Annotated in this window: 16 protein-coding genes; 9 read left to right on the top strand and 7 right to left on the bottom strand. The window is 36.9% G+C overall.

Annotated elements, in window-relative coordinates; all coding sequences use genetic code 11:
- Positions 1 to 184 precede the first annotated feature (184 nt).
- The 4 genes from pepE (at position 185) to AC27VX_RS05625 (ending at position 4,384) form a co-directional block, all read left to right on the top strand.
- Positions 185 to 877 (top strand): dipeptidase PepE, encoded by a 693-nt coding sequence (gene pepE / locus AC27VX_RS05640; protein ID WP_236854639.1) that lies wholly within the window; start codon positions 185 to 187, stop codon positions 875 to 877.
- Complete coding sequence (locus AC27VX_RS05635) at positions 877 to 1,743, top strand: hypothetical protein (protein ID WP_488694310.1); 867 nt, start codon at positions 877 to 879, stop codon at positions 1,741 to 1,743. Before pepE ends, AC27VX_RS05635 begins: the two co-directional genes overlap by 1 nt.
- Before the next feature lie 93 nt (positions 1,744 to 1,836).
- Positions 1,837 to 3,210, top strand: coding sequence for a D-alanyl-D-alanine carboxypeptidase/D-alanyl-D-alanine endopeptidase (dacB, locus tag AC27VX_RS05630; protein ID WP_488694308.1), 1,374 nt, complete (start codon positions 1,837 to 1,839; stop codon positions 3,208 to 3,210).
- Positions 3,211 to 3,217: 7 nt separating this feature from the next.
- Positions 3,218 to 4,384 carry a sensor histidine kinase gene (locus AC27VX_RS05625; RefSeq protein WP_236854635.1) on the top strand — a complete coding sequence of 389 codons (1,167 nt, stop codon included), beginning with the start codon at positions 3,218 to 3,220 and terminating at the stop codon, positions 4,382 to 4,384.
- A gap of 144 nt (positions 4,385 to 4,528) precedes the next feature.
- On the opposite strand, the gene AC27VX_RS05620 is transcribed toward AC27VX_RS05625, so the two are convergent.
- From AC27VX_RS05620 to AC27VX_RS05600, 5 genes are all read right to left on the bottom strand, one after another.
- Positions 4,529 to 6,385: a M61 family metallopeptidase gene (locus AC27VX_RS05620; RefSeq protein ID WP_236854634.1), complete on the bottom strand. Its 1,857-nt coding sequence runs from the start codon at positions 6,383 to 6,385 to the stop codon at positions 4,529 to 4,531.
- A 136-nt stretch (positions 6,386 to 6,521) separates the two neighbouring features.
- On the bottom strand, positions 6,522 to 8,153 hold the full coding sequence (locus AC27VX_RS05615) for a M1 family metallopeptidase (RefSeq protein ID WP_488694305.1): 1,632 nt from the start codon (positions 8,151 to 8,153) through the stop codon (positions 6,522 to 6,524).
- 147 nt (positions 8,154 to 8,300) lie between these two features.
- A complete protein-coding gene (locus tag AC27VX_RS05610) occupies positions 8,301 to 11,246 on the bottom strand; it encodes a reprolysin-like metallopeptidase (RefSeq protein ID WP_488694303.1) in 2,946 nt (981 codons plus the stop codon).
- A 271-nt stretch (positions 11,247 to 11,517) separates the two neighbouring features.
- A complete protein-coding gene (gene tatC, locus AC27VX_RS05605; RefSeq protein ID WP_236854629.1) occupies positions 11,518 to 12,345 on the bottom strand; it encodes a twin-arginine translocase subunit TatC in 828 nt (275 codons plus the stop codon).
- Positions 12,346 to 12,524: 179 nt separating this feature from the next.
- Positions 12,525 to 13,484 (bottom strand): KpsF/GutQ family sugar-phosphate isomerase, encoded by a 960-nt coding sequence (locus AC27VX_RS05600; RefSeq protein ID WP_236854628.1) that lies wholly within the window; start codon positions 13,482 to 13,484, stop codon positions 12,525 to 12,527.
- A 158-nt stretch (positions 13,485 to 13,642) separates the two neighbouring features.
- On the opposite strand from AC27VX_RS05600, the gene recQ reads away from it, so the two are divergent.
- The 4 genes from recQ to lpdA all read left to right on the top strand — a co-directional run bounded on the left by recQ (position 13,643) and on the right by lpdA (position 19,368).
- Entirely contained in the window at positions 13,643 to 15,847 is a 2,205-nt protein-coding gene (gene recQ / locus AC27VX_RS05595; protein ID WP_236854627.1) for a DNA helicase RecQ, read from the top strand.
- 410 nt (positions 15,848 to 16,257) lie between these two features.
- Complete coding sequence (locus AC27VX_RS05590; RefSeq protein WP_236854626.1) at positions 16,258 to 17,337, top strand: glycosyltransferase; 1,080 nt, start codon at positions 16,258 to 16,260, stop codon at positions 17,335 to 17,337.
- Positions 17,338 to 17,404: 67 nt separating this feature from the next.
- The gene (locus AC27VX_RS05585; RefSeq protein ID WP_488694300.1) at positions 17,405 to 17,755 is read left to right on the top strand and encodes a hypothetical protein; all 351 of its coding nucleotides are present in this window, start codon (positions 17,405 to 17,407) and stop codon (positions 17,753 to 17,755) included.
- 209 nt (positions 17,756 to 17,964) lie between these two features.
- Positions 17,965 to 19,368 (top strand): dihydrolipoyl dehydrogenase, encoded by a 1,404-nt coding sequence (lpdA, locus tag AC27VX_RS05580; protein WP_488694298.1) that lies wholly within the window; start codon positions 17,965 to 17,967, stop codon positions 19,366 to 19,368.
- Positions 19,369 to 19,592: 224 nt separating this feature from the next.
- Here lpdA and AC27VX_RS05575 read toward each other — a convergent pair whose 3' ends face one another.
- Positions 19,593 to 20,039: a hypothetical protein gene (locus AC27VX_RS05575; RefSeq protein ID WP_236854621.1), complete on the bottom strand. Its 447-nt coding sequence runs from the start codon at positions 20,037 to 20,039 to the stop codon at positions 19,593 to 19,595.
- Between the two features lie 141 nt (positions 20,040 to 20,180).
- Between AC27VX_RS05575 and AC27VX_RS05570 the strand changes: the two genes are divergently transcribed.
- Positions 20,181 to 21,005 carry a CvfB family protein gene (locus tag AC27VX_RS05570; protein WP_236854619.1) on the top strand — a complete coding sequence of 275 codons (825 nt, stop codon included), beginning with the start codon at positions 20,181 to 20,183 and terminating at the stop codon, positions 21,003 to 21,005.
- Positions 21,006 to 21,043: 38 nt separating this feature from the next.
- On the opposite strand, the gene AC27VX_RS05565 is transcribed toward AC27VX_RS05570, so the two are convergent.
- On the bottom strand, positions 21,044 to 24,952 hold the full coding sequence (locus tag AC27VX_RS05565) for a DUF7948 domain-containing protein (RefSeq protein ID WP_488694296.1): 3,909 nt from the start codon (positions 24,950 to 24,952) through the stop codon (positions 21,044 to 21,046).
- Between the last annotated feature and the right edge of the window lie 94 nt (positions 24,953 to 25,046).

The raw sequence follows: 25,046 nt of genomic DNA, 5'->3' as shown, positions 1-25,046 counted from the left end.
TAAAGTTCTGGTTTCTGAAATTCAAGAATAATTCCAGAAAGGCTTAAATTTTAGAAGCTTTAAGTTTTTTTAGAAAATATTAACGGGATTCATGTTTTTTTTAGTTTAATTTTTGATTCGTTGATGTTTGAGTTTATCTTTGTCATTCGATTATTTTTTAATACATATAATTTAAAATCCCCGCATGAATATTATATTAGCCTCAACTTCTACCATTTTTGGTGGAGAATATCTGGAATATTTAAGAGAAGAATTAATTCAGTTATACACAGGAATTGACGAAATTATGTTTATTCCTTTTGCAAGACCCGGAGGTATTTCTCATGATGAGTACACGAAAAAAGCCCGCTCATTTTTTGAAACCATCAATATTAAGGTAAAAGGACTTCATGAGTTTGAAGATAAAGCAGAAGCCGTAAATCAGGCCAAAGGCTACTTTACAGGAGGTGGAAATACCTTTTTATTGGTTAAAACTTTACATGAAGAAGGTTTGATGTCTGTTTTAAAAGAAAATGTAACAGGTGGAAAAGCATATCTTGGATGCAGTGCAGGAAGCAATATTGGCGGTCAGAATATGAAAACAACCAATGATATGCCGATCGTATATCCGCCGAGCTTCGAATGTATGGGGCTGGTTCCGTTCAATATCAATCCTCATTACCTGGATCCAAACCCGGATTTGAAGCACAACGGAGAAACCAGAGAAACGCGTATTAAAGAATTCCTTACTCAGAATGAAAATAAAGTAATAGGGCTGAGAGAAGGAAACTGGATCAGAAGAACCGGGAATAATATAACCGTTGAAGGAAGTGAACTGACGAGAATCTTTGAAAAAGATAAAGAACCTTATGAAATAGAATCCGGAAGTTCATTATAATGAAACAGGATGATATTGACCGTTTTATAGAGCGTAATCTTAAAAATTTCTCAGTTAACAGTACCGGATGGGATGAAATCATCCGGCAGATGTTATTTGAATTCGCCATAGGAGGCTGGAATCTTGAAAAAGATGTCTTCGGAAAAGAAATGTCTGGAGAATTAAGGTGTTATACTTACTCAGAAAATCCGGAACTCAACGGGATTATTAAAGATATTACCGGTAAATATCTGGTTATATCTGCAGAAACCTGTGAGATCTGTGGAAGCGAAGGAAAAAAAAGAACTGTTGATTCCGGGGAAACCACCTTATGTCTGAATCATTATCTTGATCGCCAGTCAATGATTGAGCTTGATGATGACCTGAATATTAAAGTCAGAAAAAAGACCATTATTAATGTTCGGGATATTGCTAGAGCTGAAGTGGATTATGATCTTCAGAGAGTATGGCTGTATAAAGAGGATAGATCCGTGGCAGAGGATAAAGTGGAAAGTTTTTCGTGGCAGGAGCCTAACTATTATCTTCTTTTGAAAATGCTTCCTCTTCATCTGTTTCCGGAAGATCAGCAAAAGAATATTTCTGAACTGTTTGAGCATTTGGAATACTGTGAAATATGCGGGAACAAAGCCATTCACAAAAAATGGTGTCTTCGCTGCCACAATGAGTCCTGGGATAATTCTAAAATGTCTCAGGAAAGCCATAGTGATAAAGGAAATTATATAAAAGCCTGTCAGATCGATATCTATATAGATGAAGATGATTATGAAAAATATTTTAGATATGACCGGTCATTCGAGAAATCTCCTGATCATCAGGTCCTTTTTGGATATGCAGATCTTAGAGAATATGAAAAGATGCATTTTTAACTATATTTGATAAAGTTTTACAATGCTAAAAAGACTGCTGTAATCAGTAGAACCTCAGAATAGCAGTAAAGTAAAGAACCAAACTACAATGTAATGAAAAAAACACTTGCAGTCCTTACCCTGTGTATACAGGTTGTTTCTGCTCAGAATATTGCTCAGAAACTGGATAAAGCAACCAAAGATTTTATGGATTCTTCCGGCGCTGTTTCTTCCGGCCTGTCATTTTATGTTGCTGATGAAAATGGTAGTTTCATCTATGAATATCAGGGGAATAAGGGGCTTTCGACAGCCTCTACCCAGAAAATTTTCACAGCCGCCGCTGCTCTGGAAACCCTGGGGAAGAATTATACCTATACCACAACTTCCGGATATTCCGGAACGTTGTCAGGAGGAACTTTAAATGGAAATCTTTTTATACGTTCCAATGGTGATCCTACACTGGGAAGCTGGCGCTATGAGGGCTATAAACCCGAAAATTTTAAAAAGAAATTTATAGAAGCTCTTAAAAGCTCAGGAATCAAAAAAATATCAGGCGATCTGGTGATTGATGATTCTTACTTTGATCATCAGACTATTCCGGGAGGATGGCCGTGGGATGATCTGGGAAATTATTATGGAGCAGGAGTCTGGGGAATCAACTGGAGAGAAAACCAGTTTGATATGACCATGAACGGGACTGATTTTAAAGGATTTTCTTATCCTTTAGAAGGAGTACAATGGCTGAATGACCTGAAAACGGGAGGAAGCTCAGATCAGAGTTTGATTTTCACTGCCCCTCATTCTAATGTCGCCCTGATTAACGGAATGCTTCCGGGAGGAAAGGCTGTAACGGTTTCCGGATCTACTCCTAACCCGCCTTTGCAGCTGGCTGCAGAGGTGAAACAGTGGCTGAAGGAATCAGGAGTTGAGCTTTCCGGAAAAGCAGTGACAAATTCACAGCTTGAAATAGAAGGTAAACAGATTCTGAAAGCTCCCCAAAACAATATCATTCTGACTTATCAGTCTCCATCTCTGGATAAAATTGTTTATTGGTTTCTAAGAAAAAGTATCAATCTTTATGGTGAAACTTTAATTAAAACCCTTGGAAAAGAGAAAAAAGAAGATCCCAGCTTTAAAAGTGGAGTTTCTTATCTGAAAGAATTCTGGAAATCAAAGGGAATCAACCCAAATATGATCAATTTTGCAGACGGAAGCGGACTTTCCCCTCAGAACTACGTTGCCGCGAAAGCAGAAGTACAGGCTCTTTTATATGCTAAAAAACAGTCATGGTTTGATGCCTATTACGATGGTTTTCCCATGCAGGACAATGGCATGAAAATGAAGAGCGGGACGATGAGAGACACTAAATCTTTTGCCGGTTATCATACCGCTAAAGATGGCAGAAAATATGTATTCTCGATTATTATCAACAATTATCAGGGTAGCGGAAGTACAGAACTGCAGAAAATCCTGAATGTTTTAAAATAAAATAACTTTGAGAAAATCAATACTCACCAGACTGAATAACTGGATTATTTTTGTAGTTATGACTACTTTGGTAATTGCCATTGTAGCGGCTTCAACATCGCTTATTAATTTTCTCAGAAAAGAGGAGATAAAAAGGATCAGCCTTCTTTCCAAAGCCATTCGGATACAGCAGGAAGTAAAAACTCCGGATACTGACGTTCTGGATCTGCTCCCGGATATCCTTAATATTAATAATACCATTCCGTTTATTGTAACGGATAAGTACAAAAATCCGATTCTTGATCTTGGATATTACAGGAATATCCCTGAAAGCACCATCAAAAACCCCGAAGAGCTTAATGATCTTATAAGGAATATGGAGAAAAACTATGATCCGATAGAGATCAAAGTGCCGGACGGGAATAATCAGTTTGTGTATTATGATAACTCGAAGCTGCTCAACAATCTGCGGTATTCCCCTTATATCTTGGGATTGTTTATTCTTCTGTATTTTGGTTTCTCATTCTGGTTTTTCAGAACCATTAAAAAAACAGATGAAGGTTACCTCTGGGCAGGTCTGGCTAAAGAGACAGCCCATCAGATCGGAACGCCTTTGTCTTCAATGATTGGCTGGATGGAAATCATGAAGCTGGATAATCCCGAATCAGAAGGTGTACATGAAATAGAAAAAGATATCGAAAGACTAAGAACAATCTCTGAACGATTCTCAAAAATAGGCTCTATTCCTGAGCTGAATGATATGAATCTCAATGAAACGATTCAGGAGAATTATGATTACCTGAAAACCAGAATTTCCAGGAAAATAGATTTCACGCTCCATCTTCCTTCCTATCCGCTTTTGGTTCCGCATAATAAAATTCTGATGAGCTGGGTGATTGAAAACCTTGTGAAAAATGCAGTAGATGCTATGAAAGGGGAGGGAGCCATCACCATGTCTGTATTTGAAAGGAACAAAAATATTCTGGTGGAAGTAAAAGACAACGGAAGCGGAATGACAAAACAGCAGGCGAGAAATGCTTTTAATCCCGGATATTCTACCAAAAAAAGAGGCTGGGGACTGGGGCTTTCCTTAGCAAGAAGGGTTATACATGAGTACCACAACGGAGATATTAAGATTTCTCAGACTGAAATAGGAAAGGGAAGTACCTTCAGAATAACGATAAAAAAAGGGTAAATAAAATATCTTTCCTGATTAAATATTAAAACGTTATAGGTTTCTAAACTTATAACGTTTATTTTTTTGCTATAAATATTCTCATAGAAGGATTTCATATCTAAAAAAAGAGGCTGAACTTTTCAGAACAGCCTCGCCTTTATTCTATTTTTTACCAGTAAGCCACTGGGTTTGAAGTTTCAGCTCTTCCGGACTTGGATTGGCCTTGAATACGGGTGTTTCCATGGTCATTTTCTCAAGAATAGCTTTTCCTTTTAAAGTCATTTTCTCTTTCTTTCCGGCATTATCCCTCAGGATAGTTACCGTGACATCCTGCCCGTCTTTGATGGTTTGGGTATAGCCAATGAAATCCTGTACTTTTTTGATATCTACAGTTTTTCCATCTAAAGCAAGTACCTGGTCGGTGATTTTAAATCCTATACTTTTTGCGAAAGGTGAAAGGGCGGAACTTTCATCGAAAGCAAATGCGTTGTTTTTATCATCAAAACCGGTTTGATTAGGATCCTTAATAAACCAGAAAAGAGGCCGGCTTTCCTGCTTTTGTATATCTACACCTACCATTTTCAGGTATTCTGCGTAGGGAGTTGGCTGGTTTCCTGCAATATATTTATTATAGAAATCTTTTACCTGCGGATATCCTGTTACGGTTACCAGCTCGTCAATCAGCTTATCATCTTTAAAAGGTTTGTTTTCTCCAAATCTCTGAGACAGCTTTCTGATCATATCACGATAGCCCATTTCTCCATTGGAAAGCTTTCTCAGTTCAATATCAAGGCACATTGCCAACAGAGCTCCTTTTTCATAAACGTTTCTGTACTGATCTTTATAAGGCTCCTTCAATACATTTTTACTCATTACCGTAAATGGCATGGTATCATCATAATTTTTGGAGTTTGCTATTTTTTCACCAATTCTCTGAAGGAAGTGTTCTTTATCAATAAGGCCCTCCTGAACCTGGAATAAATTGGCAAAATATTCTGTTCCGCCTTCATACATCCATAGATGCTGAGACATTTTAGGATCTGCATAATCGAAATAATGAATCTCTTCAGAATGGGTTTTTAATGGGTTGACAGTATGGAAAAACTCGTGAGAAACCACATCTGTAATCGTATTGTCAATAGCATCTTTCGGCATTCCTTCAGGAAGAACAACGCTGGTAGACTCATGGTGTTCCAGCGCTCCAAATCCTTTGATTTTCGGCCCGTCTCCTCCGGCAAGATAAAGCATGATCGCATACTTTTTGTTGGTATTCATATCTCCCAGAAATTTCTTCTGGGCAATAACCATTTTCTCCAGATTATCTTTAAAATCCGCTGCTTTGTATTTTCCGGTCGGAGAGTACACTCCAAGAACAAGCTCCATTCCTCCTGCATTGAAGGTAATGAAATCAGGCTTGGTATACATTAACGGCGAATCTGTTACTTTAGCATAATTGGCTAATGTAAAGGTATCTGTAGAATCTGATTTATCCTGATCTACTAAAGCTGTTGTACCGTAGAAATCAGTTGGTTTTTGAATAATCAGCTGATAAGGAACATCTTGCATATTGTCTATATAGCCAATAAATCCGTGAGTATTAACCATATAAACTTTTCCCTGCTCAATATCCGTTCCTGACGGAGAAAAAACAGCTTTATGCTTTGACGTATCCATTTCTTCATCAAAACTGTCGTTCACCAGATAAGATATCTTACTCAGGTTTTGAGCGTTTTTTAAAGAATATGTATTATCATTTACTTTTGTATAGGTAAGTTCTTTGCCTTTATTATCATAGAATTTAATTCCTTCTATAAATCTTCCGTAATCATCTTCAGAATAGGTTCCGGGAACCGTTTTAGGGAAATGAAATTTGACATCACCGGATTTCATTTTTGGAAATTCCATAGTAACGGCAACCTTGTCATCTTTTACATTCACAAGGTCAATAGTTGTTTTGATGGACTGTGCATTCGCTAAGAAAGCTGCGAATAGGCCCAGACTTAATGCTATTTTTCTCATTAGGTTTAAATCTTATAATTAAATAGTTGCTTTTTTTATCGTTTTGTTACGGATGGGAGTATTAAACTTTTCTTAAAATTTTATTACAGAAAAGCAAGAAGGCAAATTTGCTGAATCGCGAATTTGCCTTTTCATTTTATTGAACACTCTTATAATTAATATAATAGTTCGGGTTAAACTCAACCGGACTGTTTTTCTTAAGGGTTACAGTCTGCCACTGATCAGTAGGAGTAATAGTCTGATCACCATTGATTATTACAGGTAATTTTAGATTTTTCACGACCTCCGTATAGCGGAATTTCAGGGTTTCTCCATTTTGAGAATATTCAAGAGTAGGAATCATTGTAGTTCTCAGGTACTGATCAAAAATACTTGAAAAGTCAATTCCTGATTTTGATGAAATATAATTTTCAATCTGCTGGGTGGTAACAGTCTGATGATAAAAATCTTTACCCAGCCCTCTTAAAATCTGTCTGAATTTTTCATCATTATTGATGACCTGTCTTATCGTATGAATCATATTGGCTCCCTTAGGGTACATATCACCGCTTCCTTCATTCCTTACCCCATATTTTCCGATGATAGGAACATCATTGTTAATGATATTTCTAAGACCTATCATATAGATATCTGCCGATTTTTTATCCAGATATTTTTCGGTAAAAAGGACTTCGGAATACATGGTAAAACTCTCATGAATCCACATATCTGCCTGATCTTTTGCCGTGATATTGTTCGCAAACCATTCGTGGCCGCTTTCATGGATGATGATATAATCCCACTTCATTCCCACACCGGTTCCGGAAAGATCCCTTCCTCGGTAGCCGTTCTGATAGTCATTTCCATAGGCCACATTACTTTGATGTTCCATTCCTAGATACGGTGAGTCTACCAGTTTGTAGGAATCTTCATAAAATGGATAAGGTCCGAACCAATATTCAAAAGCGGAAAGCATAGGTTTTACCTGTTGAAACTGTTTTTTAGCCTTATCAAGATTATAATCCAGTACCCAGTAATCTAAGTCGAGCTTTCCTTTTTCCCCATCGAAAGTATCTTTAAAATTCACATACTTACCTATATTAGGAATAATAGAATATGGATTGATTGGATTTTTTACCTGCCAGGTATAGGTTGTTTTGCTGCCTTCAGTCTTTTTGTCAATCAGTCTTCCGTTTCCTACGCCTACAAGATCATTGGGAGTAATAATTTTCATAACGATCCCATTATCAGGTTCGTCACTCCATATGTCCTTGGTAGGAAGCCAGATAGATGGCCCGATTGCTTCATCTGCGACACTCATCCATGGATTTCCTTTTTCATCATTAGTGAAAACCCACCCACTGTCCCATGGCGCATTTTTAGCAATTGTGGGGTTTCCGGAATAAGTAACATCAATACTATATTTTTCTCCTTTTTTAAATTTCTTCTGAGTGGTAATAAAAATAAAATCACCATCCTGCTTATAATTGGCAATAGGAAAGTTACCGGATACGTTATCAGCTTTCATAGGCTGTTGTAAATCAATCTGGAATGTAGGGCTGGTAATATCTTTTATGATTTCAAAGCTTATTTTGTTACTTCCTTTGATGCTTTTCTTTTCAAAATCAGGTTCTACAGAAAGATCATATTTCTTTACATCCCAGAAATCCCGGAATGAAGTATTGGAACCCTTTAATGTATCCTGTTTGGTGAAAACCTTATCTTTTTCAAAGAACTGACCAAAGACCAGCCCTGATGCAAATAAGAGTGTATATGATAATTTTTTCATTTAATACTTTATTATAATCTTTTCAAAAATAGAAAATTAAATTAACAGCCAAAGGGCAGAGAACAAAAATTGATCAGCTATTTTTTTTAATACATACCAAAGCCCGGAAATAACCGGGCTTTAATATATATATATTATGATAATATGCTATTTTTTGATGAATTTCAGATTTGAAGTTGTTCCTTTATCCTCAATTGAAATAATATAAGCTCCTGTGCTTAGTCTTGATACAGATATTTTATTATCTGTAAGCTGACCGCTCATTACTTTCTGTCCTGCCATATTGGTGATGGTATATAAAGCTTTAGATGAAACCTGTGTTACATTTAATATATCACTTACCGGGTTAGGGAAGATCTGAATTGAAGCTTTATCTTTGATCACGTCAGTGGTAGCAAGCAGCTGCTGAATAATAACCGGATAGTCTTCAACCTCACCGTACTGCAGACTGCTGCATCCGCTGCTTGGCTGAACATCATAGCCTAATGCAACTCTCATGATAACATTTCCTCCGGTATAAGCGTCTGCAGGAACAGAGAAGGTTCCTGAAACAGGAGTAATTATACTAGGTACGCTGGTATAGATCATTTCGGAGGAAGAAAATACTCCGTCTCTATTGAAATCAATCCATGCCGTAACTCCGTCATTGTATTGATCAGGGCTGGTCCATGCTTTGGTAATACTGATTACATTTCCTGAAGATCCCTGTGAAAGGGTAATCAATTTCGAAGGATCTGCGGTATAATCAGTATAAGGAGTATTGCTGCTGCTATTTGAAACCGGGTTCATTCCTACAGGCGTTACAGTAACATTAGAGATATACTCATCAGCTGCGCTTGTTCCTGTAATATTACATTTTGCGAATGAAAGGGTTGAGAAATTGGTTGACGTGGAATAACTTCCTAGTGTTCCTCCGCATACATTGGCTACCTGTACCTCATATTGAGAGGCATCCATAAGTCCGGTGATATTGTAGGCATTGGTAGATACAGGAACTGTAGTCCATATTGTTGTTCCTATTTTTCTATACATTAAAGAATAAGTAGCTCCCTGCAGGGCGGTCCATTTCACAGTTGCAGAAGATTTTGTAATCCCTGTCACCGTAATTCCTGTTGCCGCTGCTGTAGTACACGCACCTGCAGATGCAGAAACAGTAGCATTACCTATTGCATAAAATATATTATCCACAGCACTTATTCTTAGTTTTACTGTAGAGTTGGCTGCCAAGGAAGTAAATGAGTAAGGTTCTGCTCCGTCATTTGGAGTGGACGGAGTAATTACGGTCCATGTAGTACCATTATCTGTGGTGTAGTCTATTTTTACATTTTGCACATTATAGGGGGCATTATTGGTATTCACTACATCCCAGGTAATTGCCGCAGGAGTATTATTATATATTGTAGTTGAAGTCACTTTGAATGGTCCTTCATTTCCAACATCTACCTTCATCAAACTGCTTTGAGTTTGCTGCTGGCTGATATCCTGGTTGTTATCCCTTACTGTTACCTTGAAATTCATCGTCCTAGGTACGTTGGAAACGGTTTCAAAATCTGTGGCATTTGAAAGAGTGCCATTAAGAACGGTGGACAACTTAGGAAGATAACGTGTAGGAGAGGTTGTTGGGGTCAGAGATCTGAAGTTCGCTCCATTATTTCGGGCTGCATTTACAGGTCCGAAAGTAGAAGCTGCAAGATCATACTGTTCCCAGGTATAAGTCATTGGGTCATTTTGAGCATCCGTTGCAGAAGCAGTCAATACAAAAGCAGTTCCTTTTGGAATCATTTTGCTGGCCATCGGCTGTATTACAGGAGGTGTATTGGAAACCTGTGTAATGTTACCACAGTCCTGAGAGTTGGTATATTTTGCTACTTCTTCTATGTTTTTGGTATGAAAATAAGCATCTGAGTGCATCTGAACATTCGCATTGGTAATCCCTGCATACCCCATGATTGTAGATCCTGAACCAGGTTCCATGTGAGCACCGTGTAGCGCAAGAGACATCGTATGGGCAGCCCCAAACTGATGGCCAATTTCATGAGCCACAAAATCTATATCAAAGTTATCACCGAAGGGCTGATTGGCTGTACTCGGTGATGTAATTCCAGCTCCTTTTGAAGTGTCATCATCATTGTCAACAGGATTTCTGCAGACGTTTCCTACATCACCGGCACTTCCTCCACCTCCTTTGTGGCCGAAGAAATGTCCGATATCATAAGCTCCACTGCCTACACCCGGAGTGTTGGTAAGGGTTTGCTGAACTTCCAGATTCCAAGCTGCAGGAGCATTGGTAACAACCGTTGTATAGGGATCAGTAGCCGGATCAGTAAAGATCAGCTGAGGGAAATCCTGAACAATCATGTGAATAGCAAAATCCTTTTCAAATACTCCGTTTACACGGTTCATCGTAGCATTGATACGGGCTGCTGCACCAGGTACACCCCCCGCAAGCTGCGTATATTCACCATTTACAGAAATGGCGATTCTATAAGTTCTGTATTTCTGCTCACTGTTTTTATGAAAATTTCCTGAGCCCTTCAGGACATTTTTCGACTTTAACAGCTTAGCGATTGCCTTTTTTGAGCTTTCAGGCTCTGAGGTTCTGCAATCAAAAGGATCATTCTGCGATTTGTTTGATTTAAAAAAGACTCCATAAACATCTTTTTCTTTATTAAGAGGCTCAATAAACTCATACTTTCCAGTACTGGAGTCAAAAAGCATAGACTGAAAATCATTAGGTGCAGTACTAAATCTGATCCGCTTATTAGGATTATCTACTCCTACACCTGTATAGGCCCCTAGTTCATATCTTTCTGCCATAGATTTCTCTACTACCGGTGAGCTATAAACAGAAAACCTCTCAACTTTCCCATCTGTTGTGGGTAGGGAGACTATTACCGGACTTGCTCCGTGTCCCGCTTCAGGAGCATTTTTTAAGAAATCCCTCAAAGAGGCAAGATCAAACTTATAGGAATATAAAACATTGACTTCCTTTCTTATAGGGGTCACTTTCTCAGAGACCGGTTCCCAGCGTTGTGCCTGTAAACCGGTTAAGCTTAATGCTAATGCGCAAACGAAAATAATTCTCTTTTTCATATTTTATTATAATTGTAATGATGTCGATAAATATACTATTTTTTTATTATTTATTTAATAAAAACTGTTAATTCTGTCGTATTCTGTTCTCGAAATTAGTTTTTAGAATGATTCATCTTCTTTTTGTTTCCTGTCTTTTAGTGAAAAAACAGGTAGTACTATGGGAATCAAAAAAAAGTGCTAACCTCCCGAGTGGGAAATTAGCACCTGTATTTGATTAGGGGAGGTTATTAAATAAATTATTTCTATATAATAGCCTTTTGTTTTTTTGTTATTCCTTTACAGCAGGAAGGGTTCCGTTATTTTTCTGTACTTTTTTATAGGTGAATGTACACATCATAATACTGAACTCATATAAAACAAGCAGTGGAAGTGCGGCCATTATCATGCTTAAAACATCTGCCGGAGTAATAATCGCAGCAACAATCATGATCAAAACAATTGCATGACGGCGATAGGTCTTCATAAATGCAGGAGTAAGAATTCCTATGCTTGTAAGGAAATAGATAAGAATAGGAAAAAGGAAAATAATCCCCATACCTAAAACTACCTGCAGGAATAAAGTAGTGTAATCACTTAAGTCATATAGTGGAACTATAATATCTGAAATTTTGAAGATCACTCCAAAGTTAACAGCAAATGGAAGGATTAAGAAATAACCACATAGCACTCCGGTCATGAAAAGGATCCATACCGAATTAATAATATAGATGGAGTTCTTTCTCTCTCTTGGATGCAAAGCAGGACCAATAAAACGCCACAACTCCCATACAATATATGGAAATGCCGCTACCATTCCGCCAAAAACAGAAACCGCCATCATCACATTGAACTGCTGATATAGTCTTTGTACACGTACTGGGAACTCTTTTGGAAGATGAATACTGTCTTCCCCCAGAATCATTCTCGAAAAGTGATTCACAACTCTGAAAGTAGGGAAATCATTCCTCGTTGGGCCAAAAAAGATATGGTCCATAATCCAGTTGATATTGAAACCAACCACAAATGCAGCAACTACTATAGCAATAATTGAGCGGATCAGGTGCCCTCTTAATTCTCCAATATGCCCTAGAAAGGACATGTCTTTACCTTCACTCACAGAATAAATTTTTTAAAGTGACAAATTTATGAAATATTTAGATAAATGTCTGATGTTTGAAATTTAAATTATTGCCGTTTATATAAACTGAAGTCATATCCTCTTTCTTTAATATTCATTTTTTACAATAAAAAATTCTGATGAGCCATTCTATCTTAATTACTTCAAACTTCAGATTTCTAATTAATCCCTTCGTCTAAAAGTTTATGCAGATCTATAATTCCGAAATACTTTCCGTTTTCTGTCACTACCAGCTGTCCGATATTGTTTTCTTTCAGAATTTTCATCGCTTCTTTAGCTAGTGCACCTTTTTCTACGGTTCTTGGGTAGGCAGACATAATATCTTTTGCAAATACTTTACTGATATCCTCTTCCTTCATCAGCATCCTTCTCAGATCGCCGTCTGTGATGACTCCAATGATCTGATCCTCACGGGTAACTACTGTGATTCCGTGGCTTGATGCACTGATGGAGATGATAACATCTCTTATTGAAGCATCTTCTGTTACCTGAGGCTTCTGTGAAGAAAGGAATTGTTCCACTTTAGAGGTGAGGTTTTTTCCTAAGCTCCCTCCGGGGTGGTATCTGGCAAAATCATTAGCTTTAAAATCATTGAGTTCCATCAAAGCAACTGCAAGAGCATCACCCAGGGCCATCTGAATTGTTGTGGAACTTGTTGGTGCAAGTTTATTAGGACAAGCTTCAACATCCACATGGGTATCTAAGACAAACTCTGAAAATTCAGCTAATTTACTGTTCTTATTTCCCGTCATTCCGATTAATGCCGAAGAATAATCCCTTAAGTAAGGAACAAGATTCGCTATTTCAGGAGAGTTTCCGGAATTGGAGATGCACAAAACAACATCCTGTTTCTGGATCACCCCCAGATCTCCATGAATAGCCTCCGAAGCGTGTAAAAATTGAGAAGGTGTTCCCGTAGAGTTAAGAGTTGCAACAATCTTATTGCCGACATGGGCAGATTTTCCTATTCCTACTACAATCAGCTTCCCTTTTGCTGAATGAATAATCTCTACTGCCTGGGCAAACTGGTCATCAATTCTGTTTTTTAATTTTTCAAGTTCAGAAATTTCTATCTCTAAAGTGCTTTTAGCAATTGATACAATGTTAGTTCTATCCATTTTATGATGATAAGGTATACAAAAAAGTTCTTAAAAAACGTTATATTTTAAAAAGAATATTTAATATAAGTTTTATTTTTTATAAATTCGTTCGCTTTTATTTTAAGCAGAAATGTTATAACTTTGGGTGACATGCAAATTTAGCAATAGAAAATTAGATGAGCGCAAAAAAAGCCAATTTATCAGGCGAATTGAAAAAGTATTTTGGGTTTTCTACATTTAAGGGCCAGCAGGAACAAATTATAGATAACCTATTGAATGGGAAGGATATTTTTGTTTTGATGCCTACGGGAGGTGGAAAATCATTATGTTATCAACTTCCGGCACTTATTTCGGAAGGTACGGCAATAGTCGTTTCACCCCTAATAGCGTTGATGAAGAATCAGGTAGATGCAGTGAATGGCCTTTCATCGGATGATGGGGTAGCACATGTATTGAATTCATCATTGAATAAGACGCAGACCAAACAGGTTTTTGACGACATAAAAAGCGGCAAAACCAAGCTCCTGTATGTAGCTCCTGAATCATTAATTAAAGATGATTATCTGGAGTTTTTGAAAGATGTGAAGATTTCATTCTTTGCTATTGATGAAGCACACTGTATTTCGGAGTGGGGACATGATTTCAGGCCAGAGTACAGAAATCTGAAACAGATTATAGATAAAATCGCCAACGTACCGGTGATTGCTTTAACAGCAACGGCAACCCCTAAAGTTCAGGATGATATCCAGAAAACTTTAGGAATGACGAATGCGTTGGTGTTTAAAGAGAGCTTTAACCGGCCAAATCTATATTATGAGGTATGTCCTAAAATCAATGTAGACAGGGAGATCGTTAAATTTATCAATCAGCATAAAGGGAAATCAGGGATCGTGTATTGCCTGAGCCGAAGAAAAGTTGAAGAATTTGCCCAGCTTCTGCAGGTCAATGGAATCAACGCACTTCCTTACCATGCCGGTCTTGATCAGAAAGTTAGAGTAGCCAATCAGGATAAATTTCTGATGGAAGAAGTAGATGTTATTGTAGCTACCATTGCTTTCGGAATGGGAATTGACAAGCCGGACGTACGATTTGTGATTCATTATGATTTTCCTAAATCATTGGAAAGCTACTACCAGGAAACGGGAAGAGCAGGAAGAGATGGTGGAGAAGGACACTGCCTGGCATTCTATGATCCGAAAGATATTGAAAAATTAGAAAAATTCCTGGCACAAAAACCTGTTTCTGAAAGAGAAATAGGACTGCAGCTGCTGAATGAAGTAGTAGGCTATGCTGAAACTTCTATGAGCAGAAGACAGTATATTCTGTGTTACTTTGGTGAGAACTTTGATCCGGTGAAAGGAGCTGGTGCGAATATGTGTGACAATTCATCCAATCCCCCAAAATTAAAAGATGCTACTTTAGATTTAAAGAAATCTCTGGAACTGATTAATGACACCGGAGAAAAATTTAAGTCCAAAGACCTTATTTCTGTTATTGTAGGAAAGGAAAATGCAGTGACAAAATCTTATAAACTTGAGCAAAGCTCTTATTTTGGCTTTGGAAAAGAAGAAAAAGATAATTATTGGAAAACGATTCTGAGACAGGCAACGGTTCAGAGTTATTTACAGAAAGATATTGAAACCTATGGTGTTCTAAAGATTACCGAAAAAGGCAGAAATTTTCTGAATGGTAAATCCAAAGAGAATTTCTTAATAGCTGAAGACAGAGAATTTGATCTTACACAAGCCAAAGCAGAGAGTGACCAGGTACAGCAGCAGGCTAATGGAAGTCTTGATCAGAACCTTTTTAATCTACTCAAAGAGCTAAGGAAAAAAGTTGCCAAAAAACATGGAATTCCTCCTTATACTGTGTTTATGGATCCAAGTTTGGAAGATATGACAGTTCAGTACCCAACAAGTGTAGATGAAATCAATAAAATCTACGGAGTAGGGGAAGGAAAAGCTAAAAAATACGGGAAGGAATTTGCCGATTATATCAAAACATATGTTGAGGATAATAATATAGAACGTACCCAGGATATGGTACTGAAGCAGGTGGCCAATAAATCAAGCCACAAGGTCTTCATTATCCAGAGTACCGATAAAAAAATCGATCTTGAAGACATTGCAAGAGCTAAAAATCTTTCTATGGATGAGCTTCTGAAAGAAATGGAGCGTATTGTATACCAGGGAACGAAGTTGAATATCGATTATTATATTGAAGATAATTTTGATGAAGATATTGTGGATGGCTTCATGGAATTCATGAATGAATCCGAAAGTGATAGTATGAAAGTACTACTTGATGAGTTCGGAGATGAACTTTCTGATGAAGAAGTGAGAATGCTGAGAATTAAATTTATCAGTGATGTAGCTAACTAAGGACGTTTTAAAAAAATATTAAAAGCTCTCTTTGAAAAAAGGGAGCTTTTTATTGTATATGTTCCAACTTTGTTATTCCATAATAATTTTTTTTTGTTGTTTGTCAACTAAATGAAAATATTTTTTTGAATAATTATTAAATATTGGAACACGCAAAGGCGCAAAGAATTGATCTTACTATGAATATATAAGACGCTGGAAAATCAAAGATTTCCAGCAAAGAAAGAGTGAGGATCTTATTTGCAATGAATAAAAGAACACTTTCAATTTTATCGCAGACAAAGTTTTGCATTATTTCAACATTATATTGAATAGTATTTCACTTTTAAGAAGGATTAAATTTTGCTTATAAGCAATCTTCAGCGTCTCAATATTTGACTCATAATGAAAGTTTTTAGTAACTTTAACTAATGAAAAAGATATCAGTAATATTTATCCTGCCGGACTTAGAAACCGGGGGTGCTGAAAGAATTGTTACCACTATAGCGAATCATCTTTCCAGAGATCGGTTTGAGCCAAAGATTTTGCTGTTACGTAAAAAAGGCGGATATCTTAATTTCCTGAAAAAAGATATTGAAATCATAGATATCAATACTGAGAGAATCAGACATTCATTAAAGCCAATTTTAGGCGAGATCTACAGAAGAAAACCTGATATTGTGTTTTCCGGTTTTGGGGAAGTGAATGCTTACTTGTCGCTATTTATCAAACTGTTTCCAAGAACAAAATTTATAGCCAGAGAAACCAATGTGGTTACCCAGCATGTAACCCGTAAAGAGATTAAATTTTTCTATAATTTTTACAATAATTATCAGCGAATTATTGCGCAAAGTGATGATATGATGTATGATCTTGTTGATAATTTTAATATTAAAAAGAAAAAAATTGTTAAGATCAATAACCCTGTAGATTTTGATTTTATTGAGGATAAAATAGCATTGTCTTTAAAACCCGAATGTTTCAAATACAATTATAAGAACGTGGTTGCAATCGGCAATTTATCTTCCAGAAAAGGTTTTGATAATCTGTTGAAGGTTTTTTCAAGACTGAAAAATGAAAACATCATGCTTCATATTCTGGGTGACGGAAAAGATAAAGAGCTTCTCCTGCAGACAAAAGAACTTTTAGGATTGAAAAAAGTTATTTTCCATGGCAGACAGGATAATCCCTATCAGTATCTGAAGTATGCTGATTTATTTGTCCTTTCTTCAAGATATGAAGGTTTTCCCAACGTTCTTCTTGAAGCAGGAGCCTGTGGAACCTATTCACTAGCCAATAACTGCCCGGGAGGGATTAATGAGATTATCCAGAACAATGTAAATGGTGAAGTTGCGGATATTGAAAATTATGATGGTTTTGCCCAGCAGATTATAAAAGTACTTCAAAATAACTATAACAGAGACGCTATAAAAAATTCAATTAAATCCAGGTTTTCAAAGAATATTATATTAGATGAATATGAGAAAGTTTTGCTGGATCTCATGAAGTAATATGACCATGTCATTTGTTTCATGCAGTTTTATTTTCTTAGATTTGGGTCTGATAAAATAGATGTAAATGAATAAAATTCCCCAAATAGGATGCGCTTGTGAAAAACCTGACTCTAATTATACTGAGTATAGAAGCTCGGAATTAGGTACAGATCATACTAATGGAAGATATGGAGAGGTAACGATTCAACAGTGCAAGTTGTGCCAGAGAATATGGATTCATTATTTTGTGGAATATGAAAGCTTCTCTAAATCAGGAAGATGGTACAAAGGAATAGTGTCGAAAAAAGACCGTTCACAGATCACTTCGGAAAACGCAGTAGAATATCTGGAAAGCCTTGAATGGTATGTGTATGGCGGTTCTTTTTTTGAAACTACCGGTGCATTTGGGCAGGGAAAACTGGATGTGAGTTTATAATATTAGCTGAAAAACCATTTGTTTTGGCGCAATTTATTTGAAGGAGGACGGTGAGGGAAATATAAAGCTCATAAAATAACAATTTTCATAAAACTAAAGCATATAATTATCATTTTTAAAATTGATAAAACTCACTTTGGTGCTTGGTAATTTATATGTAAATTTGTGAGAATTAAGATAGATAATAATAAACAAATTCATACAATAACATGAGTCAATTCGATGTTACCGTAATAGGTTCTGGTCCTGGAGGATATGTAGCTGCGATCCGTGCAGCTCAATTAGGTTTCAAAACAGCAATTATTGAAAAATATTCAACTTTAGGCGGAACTTGTCTTAACGTTGGATGTATTCCGTCAAAAGCGCTTCTTGACAGCTCTGAACATTTCGAAAATGCAAAACACAATTTTGCAGGCCACGGAATTATCATCAATGAGCCTCAGGCAGATATTGCCAGAATGATTGAGCGTAAGAATGAAGTGGTAAAACAGAATACAGACGGGATCAATTACCTGATGAACAAAAATAAAATCACTGTTTTTGAAGGATTAGGAAGCTTTGAATCTGCAACTCAGATTAAAATCACAAAAAACGACGGTTCTTCTGAAACAGTAGAATCCAAATATACAATTATTGCAACAGGTTCTAAACCAACCGCTTTACCTTTCATCTCTTTAGATAAAGAAAGAGTGATTACTTCTACAGAAGCTTTAAACCTTAAAGAAATTCCTAAACATTTAGTAGTAATCGGAGGTGGAGTTATCGGATTAGAATTAGGTTCTGTATACCTAAGATTAGGAGCTCAGGTAACTGTTGTTGAATTTATGGATAAAATCATCCCTGGAATGGATGGAGCTTTAAGCAAGGAATTGACTAAAGTTCTTAAAAAACAGGGTATGAAGTTTATGCTTTCTACTGCGGTTTCTGCGGTTGAAAGAAACGGTGATACCGTAAAAATTACTGCTAAAGATAAAAAAGGTGAAGAAGTAGTAGTAGAAGGAGATTACTGTCTGGTTTCTGTAGGAAGAAGACCTTATACAGATGGTCTTGGTCTTGAAAAGGCGGGAGTAGAGCTTGACGAAAGAGGAAGAGTGAAAGTAAACGACCACTTACAGACTAATGTTGCTAATATCTATGCTATCGGAGATGTTATCAAAGGCGCAATGTTAGCTCACAAAGCTGAAGAAGAAGGTGTTTTTGTTGCTGAAACATTAGCAGGGCAAAAGCCGCACATCAATTATAATTTAATTCCTGGTGTTGTTTATACCTGGCCGGAAGTTGCCGGAGTAGGTAAAACTGAAGAGCAGCTGAAAGAGGAAGGTGTCGCTTATAAAGTGGGTTCGTTCCCAATGAGAGCATTAGGAAGAAGCCGTGCAAGTGGTGATATCGATGGTCTTGTGAAGATCATTGCTGACGAAAAAACGGATGAGGTTTTAGGAATGCATATTATAGGTGCAAGAGCTGCTGACCTTATTGCAGAAGGAGTAATTGCGATGGAATTCCGTGCAAGTGCTGAAGATATTGCAAGAAGTTCTCATGCTCACCCAACATATGCAGAAGCTATTAAAGAAGCAGCATTGGATGCTACAGGAAAAAGACCAATCCATATGTAAAATTTGATTAGGAGACTTAATCATTCAATATAAAAAGGAGAGACCATCAGGTTTCTCCTTTTTCGTTATCAAAATGGAAACTGATTTTTGAAAAATTAGGTTTGAAGAAGATGTACAAATACATGAAGGTTCTCTACCTAAATCTGATAAAATGTAATACAGACGGGCTTTAAGTCCATTTATTATTTATCACAAAGACCAGCCTAAGCTAAAACTTATCCTTCTTACATCATCTTCATCCGGTCGTAAAATTTTGTATTATTTGGAGCAATATTGAATTGTATCCCAAAGGTTACCCCTTTAAAGTATTTATCTCTTTGAATAGGAAAAGCATATCCTGTATTGATAAAGAAAACATTGAATAATGAAATGCCAAGTCTAGGCTCCAATGAATACTGGTTCGCGGATATACCAAACATCATTCCGTTATTGAGAAAATTAATATTTGCTTCCGGAATAAATTTATCTGTCTCGTTGATACGGGTATATAGAATGGAAGGGCCAATAATGATAGATTTATAATTACCATCACCAAATCTATATTCTAATCCGGCCTGCAGTACGTTTCTTCCTGTATAACGGTAGGCAAGATTAACTGCTGTTTTCTTCAATACCTGAGCTTTTGAGAAGATTAGACAGAAGATTAAAGTCAGTACAAAATATTTTTTCATATTTTTGAGCGTTTCTTTATTCAAATGTACACGTTTTGCAGGTTTTATGAAAGATAAAGTCAGTCTTAGAAAGATTATACCAGTATTAACTAGGTTGACATCTTCAAATTTCCGTACCTTTGTCAGCTAATTTTATCATCAATGCAACTCGGAAAAACTCAGACTTTAAAAATTTCAGAAAAAATCAATTCAGGATGGATGCTCGTGGACGAATCCGGCGAGAAAGCTTTTCTGCCCAAAATTTTCATCCAGGAAGAAAAAGAAACAGGAGAAGAGGTTGAGGTTTTCGTGTATCAGGATGACGACAAATTAAAAGCTACTACTGAAATTCCTTTGGCTGAAGTAGGTGAGTTCGCCGTAATGGGCTGTGTACAGAGCCTTCCAAGCGGTGCATTTATGGACTGGGGAATCATCAAAGATTTATTTATCCCTTATAAGCAGCAGAAAACCAAAATTATCGAAGGAAAAAGATATCTGGTTTATATCTACGTGGAGGAAGAGATGGGGCTGATTACAGGAACCACAAAATTCAAAAGAAATCCACAATATCAGGATCTTCCGTTCAAAAAAGGAGACAAAGTAGATCTTCTAATGATGAATGAAAGCGAATTGGGCTGGAATGTGGTGATCAATAAACAGTATATCGGTTTGATATATGCTTCTGATGTTTTTAAAAAATTATATCCTTTATCAGAGGAGACAGGATATATAAAAGATATCCGTGAAGATGGTAAAATTGATATTTCCCTTCAGCCGGTTGGTTTTGAGAATATTGATGAATTCAAGCAAAAAATTCTGAATAAGCTAGAAGAAAATTACGGCCTTCTCTATGTGTCAGATAAATCAACTCCTGAAGAAATCAAAGATGAGCTGAATATGAGCAAAAAGAATTTTAAAAAGGCTATCGGCGGACTTTATAAGGATAAGATCATTGATATTTTAGAAGACAAAATCAAATTACTATAAAAAATAAAAAGAGCAGAATTTTCTGCTCTTTTTTGTTGCTATCTGTTTTTGATGAGAAGCCAGCCGTTGTATATTCTTCCATCAGAAACTTTGATGATATACCAGTAATTTCCTGTAGCCACAGGCTGTGAATCATATTTGCCATCCCATTGGAAGGGTTTCTTGTTTATAATTTCTTTATAAATTATGACGCCTTGTCTGTCATATAAATAAACTTCTGTTCCCGGATAATTTTCCAGTCCTGATATTTTCCATGTGTCATTCACTCCGTCCCCATTAGGGCTTATAGCATTAGGAATATTAAATATAGAGAAGTTTTTCTGCCCGATGTAACAGCCGGACTTTGTTCTCACATACACCGTGTATTCTCCCATTGTTAAATTGGTAAATATATTAGAGTCCTGCCATGTAGCATTATCCAGAGAATACTCATAGTTTCCGGATGCGGAAAGGATAACTGTAGCGGTGTTATTAGTAATATTTATCGATACAATATGAGCTAGTAATGAATAGGTAACCTGCGTAGAGCTGCTGTTTTCACATCCAAAATTATTGGTGACCTTTACCGAATATGTTCCGGGAACTGATACTGTAATGGTTTGAGTGGTAGCGCCGGTATTCCACAGATAAGATTTAAATCCTGATCCTGCATCCAGAATAACTGACTTTCCCTGACAGAAATCCAGTTTTTCAGGAAGGTTAACAAAAGGTTTTGGATTGATAGTCAGATCCAGTCTTACCACTTTAAAACATCCATCTGTTGTAGCTACTTTTACATATATAAGTGATGATCCTGTATTCATAATATAAGCAGATGGGTTGGCTATAGGGTTTCCTGCTCCATCAGTATACGTGATAATATAACTGCCCGGATTGTTAATGATACTGGCGTCATAATTATGAAGATTAACCGTCATTGTATTTCCGGTAGTATCATTACAAAATGTGTCTGCAAAACCTTTTGCGGGAACATTGCCTAAAGAAAGTGTTACCGTGATGGCCAGTTTTTCAGACTCACAGTTATTGATAGTTTGAGTTACATAGTAGGTCTGCCCATGGATAAGTGGAGTAGTTACAGGTAATACAGTCCCCGCAGCATTATAAAATATCAGTGAAACGCCTGTTATGATCAATTTTTCTAATGTAGGATTGGCAGAAGCACAGAAATCCTGGTTAGCATTTGCACTTGGCTTAGAAGTGGTATTTACCGTTACCTGAACTGCAATTTTGTTGCTTTCGCAGCCATTGATCGTTTGGGAAGTATAATAAGTCTGTCCGTTCACAAGAGGTGTTGTTACCGGCAAGACTGTTCCCGCAGCATCATACCATTTTAAATTCTGACCTGTAACCTGAATATCTAATATTTTTGGATTACTGGTAGCGCAGAAAGTTTGATTTAAGTTAGTTGCGACCGGAAGAGAAGGTGATGTAACAATTATATTTTGATTTTGACTTGCAGTATTTCCATTACCATCATTATAAGTCCAATGGACAATATAGTTTCCGGGAATTGAATAGGATAGTGGATCCGTTGTTGTTGCAGTAATTGTTCCTGCGCAATTATCCGTAGCGGTTGGGAAATTGGTGATTACTGTATGGCAGTCTCCTGAGATATCTGCTAAGCTGGAAGTATTAGGAACGGGGGCAATAGCATCACCTACGACAACGTTTACCGTAAAACTACCGTCACAGGCTCCGGAGCCGGAAACCTGGCATGTATAATTTCCTGAGCTTGCCGCTGCAGCATTGGGAATAGTAGGATTTTGCAGATTTGATGTAAAGCCGTTGGGTCCGGTCCAATGGTAAGTTGTCCCTCCTGTAGCATTGAGCTGAACCGTGTTATTAGGACATACCGGAGAATTGGAAGTAACTACTGCCGCGGAAGTACAGTCTTGAAATTTTGCAATAAACATATCATTACCACCGCCTTGTGATTGTTGGAATGTTCCGGGAGTTGCAATACCGGAAGAGTTTCCACTTGACATTCCGGTAAGATAAATAGCGCCGTCTTCATCTTTTGTTACCAGACCTAATTGTGTAGCTCCATTTCCTTTATAATAAGTTCCCCATTCTTTTACATCGTTTTGATTGTATTTAATTAAGAATGTTGAAATATACATGGCCGGCATTCCCATATATGCCCCCGGAGTGGATATGTCGGGCTGTCCGCTTGAATGCAGTCCTGTAAAGAAGACATTACCGGAAGTGTCTGGATAGGCTAATATCTGAGGGTCTCCGGTAAAATTAAAGTAGCTTTTTGTAATTGCATTGGTGGTTAAATCCACACGCCATACACCTGGTTGTCCCATATAAGACGCTGGTGTAGAGTATTTTCCGGCAAGAATCAAAGTATTATTAACAATTCTTGCTTTCCATACTAATTCAGACCCTGAATTGCCGTAATAGCTGGATCTGAGAATGTTATTTCCGGATTTTGACATTTTTAAGTAAATACCATCAGATTCACCGCCTTTTACAGGCTGGAAAGCATTAACCATAGGAATGGTCGAAGATTGTGTAGCTCCAATAATCTCCAGATCATTAACAGAAGAGAAAATGTGAAAAATAGACGTAGAACCATCACTCCGTCCAAAATAAGTTGCCCAGTCAACGCTGCCCGTGGTGGAATTTAAAGAGGCTAAAATACCGTCTGTATATCCTATAGGAGTAGATTTTGTAGGCTGCATTGCATTTACTGTAGGAAAATCTGGACTGAAAGCATCTCCACCAATATATACATGATTTTGGTTATAAGAAACAGTATAAAGCTCATCTTGTCTGCTTGAAACAAATTCCTTTTCAAATACGAGACTTCCGTTACTATTGAATTTTGTTAAAACAATATTTTCGTTATATGGCCCCCTTTGAACAGTTCCTCCGGCAAAAATATTAAAGCTTTCATCAAAATCAACATCCATAAATCCATCCGTCATTCCAAAACCGTAGTACGTTCCCCACAGCCTTTGACCATCTTTATTTATTTTCAGTAAAAAAGCATCGAAATTTCCTGCTAAATTTTGCTGATATGTTCCTGATGTTGCAAAGTTTGTTGTACTGGTAGTTGTTCCATGTAAATAACCTGTATTTTGAATATCTGTCTTCATTTTTCCATATTCATCCCCATAGCCTCCTGCATAGCTTCCCCATATTCTTGTAGGTACAGGATCTATGACGATCATTTTATTTGAAGTATTGATTGGAGTAGTGAAACCAAAAGTTTGGTTTCCAAAATCTTTAAAAGTAACATCAATGTTTTTCTGAATACTCCCTGCAATCCAGCTATTGGGAATATCTTCATGAATCTCGCCAAACCTTACAGCCATGGTTAGTTTACCGTCTTTGATTAAGGCAGGAGAACCATTGAATTTCATTTTTATATCTGAAACCTTTCCGCCCGGATTGATGAGGAAATTATATTCAATGGGTTTTAAAGTATCCTTGGGTTTGAAGAATACCAGGTCTATATTTGGGTATATATTCTTGTATTTTACTTTTTGATAGCGATGCACGTTAGTTATACCCTTAGAATTATTGGGAAGGTTATAATAGTTTTCATAATCCCTGGATCTGTCCTCTGCTGTGATAATCGCTTTTTTATTGGAACCTAAAAGTTCAATATCTATTCTGTGATTCATTTTTTCATAAATGAATTCATCAGTATTATAGAGCTTAGGATTGGGAAGAATATTTTCTTTTTTTTGCAAGAAGTTGGAATTAGCTGTTTTCCTTACTTCATATACATCATAAGAAAACCCGCCGGAGCGAAGCTGTACATTCAGCCCGTTGGAATGAAAGAGGTATTTCACATCTCTATTTTCTTTCCCGTCCTGATCAATGATCTGGCCTTTGTTTTCGTAAAAATAGTATGAATTGTTTTCCGAAGTCTTTTTCTGTGAAAATAGAAGTATTACACTCAAAACTGAGAACAGTAATAAAATTTTTTTCATCGGTTATTAATTTTTGCGGCAAAGATATAAAAATCAGCTTTCCATTAAATAATAACAACTCTCTTATTCATGATTTCTTTTCAAAAATATGATG

The organism is Chryseobacterium sp. 14P4.3.2 (assembly GCF_057799275.1).
The sequence above is the reverse complement of the archived record's forward strand: the minus strand, read 5'-3'. Positions and strand labels throughout refer to the sequence as shown.

Coding starts and splice junctions, on each gene's coding strand:
- lpdA (WP_488694298.1), top strand. CDS start 17,965: ATGAGTCAATTCGATGTTACCGTAATAGGTTCTGGTCCTGGAGGATAT.
- pepE (WP_236854639.1), top strand. CDS start 185: ATGAATATTATATTAGCCTCAACTTCTACCATTTTTGGTGGAGAATAT.
- AC27VX_RS05610 (WP_488694303.1), bottom strand. CDS start 11,246: ATGAAAAAGAGAATTATTTTCGTTTGCGCATTAGCATTAAGCTTAACC.
- AC27VX_RS05600 (WP_236854628.1), bottom strand. CDS start 13,484: ATGGATAGAACTAACATTGTATCAATTGCTAAAAGCACTTTAGAGATA.
- AC27VX_RS05565 (WP_488694296.1), bottom strand. CDS start 24,952: ATGAAAAAAATTTTATTACTGTTCTCAGTTTTGAGTGTAATACTTCTA.
- AC27VX_RS05590 (WP_236854626.1), top strand. CDS start 16,258: ATGAAAAAGATATCAGTAATATTTATCCTGCCGGACTTAGAAACCGGG.
- AC27VX_RS05575 (WP_236854621.1), bottom strand. CDS start 20,039: ATGAAAAAATATTTTGTACTGACTTTAATCTTCTGTCTAATCTTCTCA.
- recQ (WP_236854627.1), top strand. CDS start 13,643: ATGAGCGCAAAAAAAGCCAATTTATCAGGCGAATTGAAAAAGTATTTT.
- AC27VX_RS05620 (WP_236854634.1), bottom strand. CDS start 6,385: ATGAGAAAAATAGCATTAAGTCTGGGCCTATTCGCAGCTTTCTTAGCG.
- AC27VX_RS05615 (WP_488694305.1), bottom strand. CDS start 8,153: ATGAAAAAATTATCATATACACTCTTATTTGCATCAGGGCTGGTCTTT.
- dacB (WP_488694308.1), top strand. CDS start 1,837: ATGAAAAAAACACTTGCAGTCCTTACCCTGTGTATACAGGTTGTTTCT.
- AC27VX_RS05570 (WP_236854619.1), top strand. CDS start 20,181: ATGCAACTCGGAAAAACTCAGACTTTAAAAATTTCAGAAAAAATCAAT.
- AC27VX_RS05635 (WP_488694310.1), top strand. CDS start 877: ATGAAACAGGATGATATTGACCGTTTTATAGAGCGTAATCTTAAAAAT.
- AC27VX_RS05585 (WP_488694300.1), top strand. CDS start 17,405: ATGAATAAAATTCCCCAAATAGGATGCGCTTGTGAAAAACCTGACTCT.